General features: G+C 42.3%; 5 protein-coding genes. 4 read left to right on the top strand and 1 reads right to left on the bottom strand.

Going from position 1 to position 8,110, the window contains the following annotated elements:
- Nucleotides 1-241: 241 nt before the first annotated feature.
- Nucleotides 242-3,415 carry an AAA family ATPase gene (locus L3V30_RS09560; RefSeq protein ID WP_237308799.1) on the top strand — a complete coding sequence of 1,058 codons (3,174 nt, stop codon included), beginning with the start codon at nucleotides 242-244 and terminating at the stop codon, nucleotides 3,413-3,415.
- A 134-nt stretch (nucleotides 3,416-3,549) separates the two neighbouring features.
- Here the strand turns inward: L3V30_RS09560 and L3V30_RS09555 are convergent, their stop codons facing one another.
- Nucleotides 3,550-4,023 carry a DUF1842 domain-containing protein gene (locus tag L3V30_RS09555; protein WP_237308798.1) on the bottom strand — a complete coding sequence of 158 codons (474 nt, stop codon included), beginning with the start codon at nucleotides 4,021-4,023 and terminating at the stop codon, nucleotides 3,550-3,552.
- 283 nt (nucleotides 4,024-4,306) lie between these two features.
- Between L3V30_RS09555 and L3V30_RS09550 the strand changes: the two genes are divergently transcribed.
- From L3V30_RS09550 to L3V30_RS09540, 3 genes are all read left to right on the top strand, one after another.
- Nucleotides 4,307-5,998 (top strand): FAD-dependent oxidoreductase, encoded by a 1,692-nt coding sequence (locus L3V30_RS09550; protein WP_237308797.1) that lies wholly within the window; start codon nucleotides 4,307-4,309, stop codon nucleotides 5,996-5,998.
- Between the two features lie 87 nt (nucleotides 5,999-6,085).
- Nucleotides 6,086-6,367, top strand: a complete 282-nt coding sequence (locus L3V30_RS09545) for a hypothetical protein (protein ID WP_237308796.1) — start codon at nucleotides 6,086-6,088, stop codon at nucleotides 6,365-6,367.
- 415 nt (nucleotides 6,368-6,782) lie between these two features.
- Nucleotides 6,783-8,069, top strand: a complete 1,287-nt coding sequence (locus tag L3V30_RS09540; RefSeq protein WP_237308795.1) for a linear amide C-N hydrolase — start codon at nucleotides 6,783-6,785, stop codon at nucleotides 8,067-8,069.
- Nucleotides 8,070-8,110: the final 41 nt, after the last annotated feature.

Below are 8,110 nucleotides of genomic sequence, written 5' to 3'. Positions count from 1 at the left end.
TATCACGTTCAATATCGTGCATTTGTTCGAGTTGCAGTTTCTGTTGAGGAGTCAGTGTAATTTTCATGGTTCGTAGCATGATCCTGATTCTAAAAAAAATCAAGCATCTTCAATGATCACGGGTATATAACATTTTAACTACTAGTATTATATGTGGTGAAATAAGATAAATTTATTCACTCAACATATCCAATCGATTCAGGTTTACTGGGAAAAGCTATACGTTACAACGGAGTGAAATATGGCAAATAGGGATGGAAGAATTCCACTCAACGTATTACGACTCAAAGAACTGAGAAAGAAATTAGGACTGAGCCAAGAAAGACTGGCGGAAGAATGCTTTCAACAGGGTTTTGTCGTATCTATTGCTTCCATAAAGCGAGCAGAGTCTGGGGCGAATGTGCTGTATCGTACCGCATCCAATCTCGCGGAATACTTTTCTGTCCCCCTAGAGGACCTCTTAATAGATCGCGCCTCAGAACCATTACTTACAAATGTGCCTTCATCACCACCATATTTTTTTATTTTTGCAATCGAAGCAAAGTGTGATTTGACCGCAAAGACTCTGCAAACATTACTTTTCAGCCAAAACACTACACCCATAATACAAAACCGGACGTTTGTTCTTACTTGGTCTATACAGGAATCGGACGAATATGTTTTTGAACGAATTCGACAACTAGCCCTTCAATTACAGGTTGCTCTTTCGGCTTCGATTAGGTCTTTTATCAATGTGAAATACAAGCATCGAGTCACTGAGCTATCGGAACATCCGATTGCGATAACCCCACTCAATGAAATCCTAGTTAAAATCCCTTGGGGAGAAATAGCTGCTTGTCCTTGCTTTATCTCGTCCAATTGTGCCAGACCAATAAAACCGTTTCTAACAGGAGAGCCAGACTTCAACAACTGGCATCTTGTATCCTTACACCAAAGCCATACTGACTGTTTTGTAGGGCGTAAACTTGAACTAGAAACATTGAATAGCGGAATCAAGCGATGGCAAAAACAAGAAGCAGGCCAAACGTATTGTATTACTGGTACCGCAGGGATAGGAAAGACCAGCCTACTCAACCAGGTCATTGCGTCTTTGAATCGATCTTCGTGTTTAACCACAGAGATTCAAATCCTGAATCATGGTAGTGCTGATCTCTTATCCCCTCAAAATATATTCACTCGGGCAATTTGTTCATTTACTCGTGAAGATACCGATGATTCTATTCGTCAGCAAACTGTCGAGTCATCAATTCCCTCTTCTTTCCACCTCTGCCTTTATTGGTTAATGGGGGTAGCACTCAACGAATCAGAAAAGCAGTTGCTGAACTTAATGGAGTTCCAAACGCTGAAACAAACGATAGAGCAATCTATCCCTTTCTTAATTCAACAACGGCAGACCAGCAAACCGCACTTGATTATTGTTGAAGATGTCCATTGGGCCGACGAGGTAATGTTGGCGTTTCTTGAGACACTGCTACCTCATATTACAAACACCAATATTTTGCTCTTTCTGACGTTTAGGCAGCAAAAACGACTTAGTTCCAAACAATCTTGGTTTACCAACGTGAATCTAATCGAACTTAGGGAGTTATCATCTGAAGAGTCTTACGAGTTAGCTTGCTCAATCACATGCCAACAGAATAAACATATCAATGACTGTATAAAGCTTGCGAAAGGCCATCCTCTATACTTGCGCCAAACACTGCTTTGCTCTCAGTTTGATAAAGACGTTCCGGAGTCATTGGAACATTTAGTTTCGATACAATTAGCTCAACTTCCAGCCCAAGATCGCCAAGCACTCTGTACTGCCTCTGTGTTGGGGCAGTGCTTTCAACTGGAGCAACTGCGTGAAATCACTCGAATTCCCGGCTACGTACCAGATAAGTTAGTCGACGCTGGCTTAGTAAAACTCAATGGCGATCAATACCTTTTCCATCATGATTTGATTTGCAATGCTGTTTTCCGTCAAATAGACAAGTCACAGTGTTCAAAAATACACATGGCCTGTGCAAAATGGTATGAGAACCGAGATCGATTCTTATATGCCGTCCATATCAATCATGCCAAGGGCGAAGATGTATTTACTGTTCTTGAACAGACCGCCACACATTACCTGAGTAATTATCAGTTTGAAAAAGCACTGACACTTATTGAGTACGCTATTAAAGAGTCACCTAAAGAACAGATGGCGTATGCACTAAATATGAAAGGAAACTGCCTGTATTCGATGGGACGCATCAAAGAGAGTATTGAGGTTCTTGAGCAAGCGGTTCATCACACAGAAAATGATCCTGAACGTGTTCAATACTATTTAGACCTCATTAACCCCTACCGCTTAACCGACAACTTTGTACAAGCGATGTCGATTTTAGACCAAGCCCAAGCTCTGTGCGAAAAGCTGACGTTAAATAAATCTTTGTGTGAAATCCACTCGATGAGAGGTAATATGCTGTTCCCTACTGGGCAGCTAGACGAATGTGAGAAAGAACATTTACTTGCATTAGATTACAGTCAGCGAGCAAACTGTTTTCGCGCGAAAGCAAAATCGCTTGGCGGCCTCGGTGATTGTGCCTACGCACAAGGAAAAATGGCTCGCTCATACGAGCACTTAACCGAGTGTTTGCAATTGTGTGAAGAGCATCAGTTGCTTTCGATTGAAACTGCCAATCGCTACATGCTGGCAACAGTGATGATCTATCAACTGCAATCTGACGAAGCACTAAAACAGGCTCAGCATGCCTCGAATCTTGCCTATCTCACGGCAAACCGCCGAGCAGAAATTGTTTCCAGGCTTACGGCAGCATGGATCTTTCTCGACCGTAATGTATTGGTGCAAGCTGAAAACGAAATCTCGACCGCTCTGCAACTTTCAAAACAGCTTAATGCTCATCGATTTGTCGCTTTTCTTTTGGAGTCCAGTGCAAGATTGCACTGGTATCAGGGAAAAGAGGAGAAAGCCCTTTCGGACATCGACACGGCTCTAGAGCTTGTTCATATCAATAAGCTACACAATTTTATTGGTCCTTGGCTCGTATCTACCAAGGCACTTATTTGTGGCGATGAATCAACGGCCCTCTCCGCTTTGCGCACTGGTGAGGCTTGGCTAGAATCTACCTGTGTTGGTCATAACTATTTACGCTTTTACCAACAAGGAATCCAAGTAGCGTGGCAGTATAAGCAGCCTACGCTACTTCGAAAATATCGCGATAAGCTTGCTAACTTCACCCAAGAAGATCCGCATCCATGGGGTGATTTTTATATTGAACAAGCGAATCTGATGCTTGCCTTACTCGACCAGTCCAGCTCCGTCTCTGAGTTGTTAAACTTCAATCAGGCCGCGCGTAAGCATCAACTGAACCAGGCTCAAATAAGTGTTGATGAGCTCGACCATTGGCTCTTCACATCTACTCAACCATGAAATATTCAATAAACGAAGAAAGTCGACTAATTGCACCGTCAAATCATCTTGTTTGCTCGATTTACCTCGTCAAACACAGATATTCGAAACCATCGAATATCTGTGTTTTGGCACAGTGTCATCGCTGATTAGATTTATGCTGGCGCAAGATCACTTTGCTCCACCTTAAAGTTTTCGATGCTAGGAACATGCTCAGGTAAAAGTAGAGTAACGCGTTGATTTGCTACTTCAACCCATTTACCTGAACTATTTTTATATCGATAGAATGCCACGCCTGACTTCCAATCATCATTAAGTAGGATGTTGAGCGTTACGTTGTGAAGATCTGCTCCTAGAGGAGCAATGCCTAGGTAAGGCTGGTAGCCCTGCAACGTCACCATGATATGACAATCACGCATCGTGCATTGATAGTTGAAACTGCCATTGAGATCAGACACCACATTTAACGGTGGGTTAATGGCCTGAAAGATATGTCCTTTACCCACTATTGATTTGTCTTCGCTGGCCACGAGTAGATTAACATCGAAGTTCACTCCTCCAGGTAAGCCGTTGCCAATTTGATAATGAGCAGTAAAAATTGCTTGTGATACTTTTGATTCCATTTTCATTGTGTTCTCCAACTGAATTTATTGTCGTTAGTGACCCATTCAATGTAGATAACACGTCATTCAAGTTCAGTATCACTTTAGGCTCAGATCTACTTGACTACATAAATTATCTACGGTCACGCAGGTGCCGCTCGTTCTTTTCATCAACCAGATATTATTGCTCTCTCGCTGATGCTTTTGGCGATTTGTACAGAACAACTGATACCAAACTGATATGGCGAACATATGCACGCTAGTTAATATTTAAACAACTATTCAATACATAAGCCAAATGGAAAAAATAATGGAACAAGAATGGATGCAGGGAACTAAAGAAAACCAAGTGGTAGAACAGCACCCTAACCCTCAAATACAACGCCTCGCTGTACTTAACGCGTACTCAATCTCAATCAATAATGCCAAACTGTTTATTCAGAAAATGGATAAATGCGGTTTTCCTAAAGAGCGACTACTGACACCTCTTGAAAACACGGTTTCACCGGTTCCTGGTTTGAACCAATATCAAGTCGAGTCACTCATCTTCAATACTCGCTATCAACACCAACCCTTTGTCATTGTCATGTGCGAAAGTACGCAAGAAGTTCAGCAAGCCTATCTAACAGCAACTCGATTCAGTCTCCCGATTCGTGTTCGCTCAGGAGGGCATGATCACGCAGGTGAATGCAGTGGTGACAACGTCATTTTGATTGACGTGAGGAGAATTAAGACCTTCCAACTGTGTGACAATATTGCCACCATTGGTGCAGGCTATCGCTTCTATCAACTAACACCAAAACTTGCAGAGCATGATCGAATGATTGCACATGGAACCTGTGCCACAGTTGGGTTGACTGGCTATATTCAAGGCGGAGGATGGGGCCCTTGGACGCGAAAATACGGCATGTGTTGTGAGCACCTAGTGAGTGCAACCGTGGTATTGGGCGATGGTACGATCACAGAAGTCTCAGCAGAGTCCAACCCTCACCTATTTTGGGCACTAAGAGGCGGCGGAGGCATGAGTTATGGCATTGTTACCGAGCTACGCGTAAAAACATTCCCTTTACCCAAAGAGATCCACCGCTTCGAACTTCAGTGGAACCTTTACAAAAAAATCAACGGTATGCTTCAGCCAATACCATCGCACCCTACCATAGATGTGCTAAAAAATTGGGAACAGGCTATAAAAAGTCTCGATACGGCTAAACTTCTCGGCACCAACTTGCAAATTGATGCTCTGCCTGATTTACCTAACCATTGCGATATCGACACAATAAGCCATCACTGCACTATGTACGGTTACTGGGAAGGGACATTGCAAGATCTTGACCAATTTATAGCCGTTCAATTTGGCGCTTGCTCCCCTGATTTAGTTCAAGTCTATGAAGCACATGGCACTGATTTTGACGGGAAGAAATACGATCACTCCCTGATGAGCACATGGGGGCGCGATTCTTTATGTCAAAGCGGTTCTCCTTTCCCTCCCGATTATGACGCCCCAGCACCTCACAAAATCACTTCGCGATTGGTGTCAGAGCGAGGTCTTAAAGCAGAAGGCTATACTGCACTTTTGCAAAGCTTAACTTCACCTTTGATAAAGCCAGAAAACCGCGATCAAGGGCTATTTAGTTACGTAACCTTAGGTGCGATCACTGGTGGCTTTTATCATCACTCAGACGATCTTGAAGACATATCTTTCCCCTACCGCCAGTGTCAATATACGGTCCAATACCAAACCTGGTGGAATGAAGAGATAAAGCAAAAACTAGAACTACAAAATAACCCAGTACTTGTTGATGTAAACAGAGCCATGGACTGGATTGATAAAGCCAGAGAAGCTGATATACCGGGAACCTATGGTGCCTTCATCAGCTTTAAAGATCCGGCAATTCCGACAAGCGTTTATTTTGATCGAAGCTACCGCGACTTAATCGGTATAAAAGAAAAATACGCTAAGGATAAGTTTAATCATCTTAGAACTAATAAGACCATCATTTAACATCAATATGCACCTTAAAAAGCATATATTTACAGACCGTCATTTGGCCGTTCTATCACGTATAGAAATTAAAAAAGAGGAAAAATCATGGCAACTAAGGGGGCATTTTACGTTAAAAATAACTCCAGCGATAAAATCACCGGATATGTGAGATTTAAAGACTCTCCGGAAATGGAAGTCCGTTTCGACTTGAATACTGGCGAACAATCTGAATCTGCTAGTTTGAATCCGGTGCCGCTACCCATGACTCCTGGTACTACAGTTTCAAAAAGGCAGGTGAAACCTATACTGGGGACAAGTCCTGTGCATACTATGCAAAAGACGAAAATAAAGGCCCCGTCGCTGTGGAAATCTTTAATGATAATTTAAAAATATCTCCACCACTTAGCGGTTCTTGTGAGAAAACTTTATAGCCGCTTACCCGATTCATCACTTCGCCCGAGACAGTTGCACAACTTCTCGGGCAGTTTCATTTCTCTGTATTTGGATTGAAAACCCTCCCCATTTTCAATCACAATCTGAAATTGTTAACTTTATGTTCTCACTTTATATCACCACTGCAAGATAATCGAATCAATACAAATCACTTTTTATTTTAACTCTATCAACTGATACTAAACTGCTACTGACGTTTTTTGATTGAATGCTTAAATTAATAGCATGCGCTTATCTCCATGGCTAAAACCATTATTAAAGCGCAATTCTTCTATATCCACGTAATCTCCAAGCATTTGATTCAGAGAGTTTCTTGGATATGCATCATTCAAGATAAACAACGGAAAGCATGGCTATGTGTACAGATGTGAATATCAATTATGGTTGCAACAACCAAACCTTATCCGCTAGAACCATGGAGTTTGCAGTTAACCTTCAGACCGAGATTTGGTTTAGAGCCCAACAAACTTACCAAATTACGACCGTTACTTCCGACGGAAAAGCCGACCGTGTTTTCAATGGTCAGCCGCCAAAACGTCACAGTAAAGAATGTGAGTTTCGAGCAAATTGGCAGGGAGAGTTGAGCTTCATACACTGCAACGCCATTACCCACCCTCTTTTAACAGCTGATGGCATTAATGAATCTGGCCTTTCTGTTGGGTCACTGTACTTGCCCATTCTCAATCAAAATGTATCGACCTCTCACATCCCTGATGATGCCTTTGCATTAGGCAGCGGCCTGTTTGGTACTTTTATCTTGTCTACGTTTAATACTGTGGACGAGATGGTGACGTACTTCACTACTCACCCCGTTTACGTGTTTAACTCGACTATTTCAACTGGTGAAACAGAGAGTGACAATATGACGTTGGATCAGCATTTCGTGATTCACGATGCAAATAATGACAGTGCAGTCATTGAGTTTCTTAACGGTAATATGCATATCTATCGAGCATTTAAAGAAAGCGATATGTTCAGCAAAGAGGAAAATCAGCAAGCACGCTATCAATGTACCGAATATGACTTTGATGATTATAAAGTGGTTGTGGACCACTCCTACGTAGGAGTAATGACTAACTGCCCAAATTACCATTGGCATGTCAATCACCTCTCATATTTTTCCAATTTGCGCAACTACAACCCAGAACCGAACAATGAAGTAACCATGCAACGTCATGTCCAAGTGCCTGGCCCACTTCAATCAATCAATGGCGCTGGCTTGATGGGCCTACCCGCCGACCCAACACCGCCGTCTCGATTTGTACAAACCTATGCAATTAAGCAGTTAAGCGAACAACCAACTAACTTCGACGAAGCCTTCTCACTCGGACAAAAGCTACTTAATCGCGTTGATATACCTTTGGGTATCATGGCGAATGAGTTTGAGACATCCGATAACCCTGAAGTCTTTTTTAGTGATATCACCCAATGGAGCGTTATTAGACATAACAGTCATCAGTCACCCGCGTTCTATCTGCGTACTTACGGAGACATGACTTGGCGAGTAGCCAATGTCAAAGACTATATTGGATTAAATAGAGACTGTCAGATTTCAAGCGTTTTACAGCTCATGCCTGTTACAACATCATTACCGTTTGAACAAGTCGAATCTCGACCAACTATTAAAATCGCTTAGAGTTAATTTTGAAGCGCAAACAAATGAGAAGCAAAAAAGCC

This window comes from Vibrio sp. A1-1 (assembly GCF_021728175.1).
Taxonomy (GTDB): Bacteria; Pseudomonadota; Gammaproteobacteria; order Enterobacterales; family Vibrionaceae; genus Vibrio; species Vibrio diabolicus.
The sequence above is the reverse complement of the archived record's forward strand: the minus strand, read 5'-3'. Positions and strand labels throughout refer to the sequence as shown.

Coding starts and splice junctions, on each gene's coding strand:
- L3V30_RS09560 (WP_237308799.1), top strand. CDS start 242: ATGGCAAATAGGGATGGAAGAATTCCACTCAACGTATTACGACTCAAA.
- L3V30_RS09550 (WP_237308797.1), top strand. CDS start 4,307: ATGGAACAAGAATGGATGCAGGGAACTAAAGAAAACCAAGTGGTAGAA.
- L3V30_RS09540 (WP_237308795.1), top strand. CDS start 6,783: ATGGCTATGTGTACAGATGTGAATATCAATTATGGTTGCAACAACCAA.
- L3V30_RS09555 (WP_237308798.1), bottom strand. CDS start 4,023: ATGAAAATGGAATCAAAAGTATCACAAGCAATTTTTACTGCTCATTAT.
- L3V30_RS09545 (WP_237308796.1), top strand. CDS start 6,086: ATGGCAACTAAGGGGGCATTTTACGTTAAAAATAACTCCAGCGATAAA.